This window comes from Protofrankia sp. Cr1 (assembly GCF_963555865.1).
Taxonomy (GTDB): domain Bacteria; phylum Actinomycetota; class Actinomycetes; order Frankiales; family Frankiaceae; genus Protofrankia.
This window is the reverse complement of record NZ_CAUVXO010000112.1, coordinates 1-639: the sequence shown is the minus strand read 5'-3', so window position 1 is coordinate 639 and position 639 is coordinate 1. Positions and strand designations below refer to the sequence as shown.

Annotated in this window: 2 pseudogenes; both read right to left on the bottom strand. The window is 70.6% G+C overall.

Annotation, left to right across the window (positions count from 1 at the left end):
* Positions 1–297 (bottom strand): annotated as a pseudogene (locus U9980_RS11570) (hypothetical protein); the annotation flags it as partial.
* Positions 294–639, bottom strand: a pseudogene (locus tag U9980_RS11565) (hypothetical protein); the annotation flags it as partial. The pseudogenes U9980_RS11565 and U9980_RS11570, both read right to left, overlap by 4 nt.

Here is a 639-nt window from a genome sequence, read left to right as displayed (position 1 = left end):
CCCACCAGGCATCGCGGTCCACGTAGCCGTTGCGGTCCACGTAGCCGTGCCGGCTTCAGGCGGCGTCGGGTTGCGCCAGGCCCGGCCGAACAGCGCTGCGATGACGGCTGCGGCCACGGTAAGCGACGAGATTCGGGCGCAGGCGAGGACCGTCTCGGCGTGGCCGCTGACGCCGAGTAGCCGCAGTGATAGCGAGATCGGATGGGCGAGGAGCGCGGCCGGAGCGATGTCGGTCCGCAGCCTGCCAGCGGTGGACAGTGCTGTGATCCAGGTCGGACCGAAGCCGGCTGCGATCATGCTGGTCGTGTCGTGATCGTGGCCGTGGCCACCGTGAGGTCAACGAGCATTCCCGTCCCGGCGGTGATGATGGCGCCAGCCGTGCCGCCTCGGGGCATGGCAGCCTGGGCAGGTGGAGCCGCCGCGGTCCTGATGGCTGTGCCGGTGCCGCTCACGAGCTGTTCGCGAAGGTGGACGACGAGCAGTACGGCGAGAGCGAGGAAGGCGGTCGCCTTGATCGTGCCTGCCAGGCAGGCGAGGGCGACCGCGCCGGCCCGGGCGGCATACGAACTGATCGGAAGTCCAGGTGTCGGGCGATCGGGCCGCCAACGGAGATCAAGGCAGTGCCGGTGCCGGTGCCGG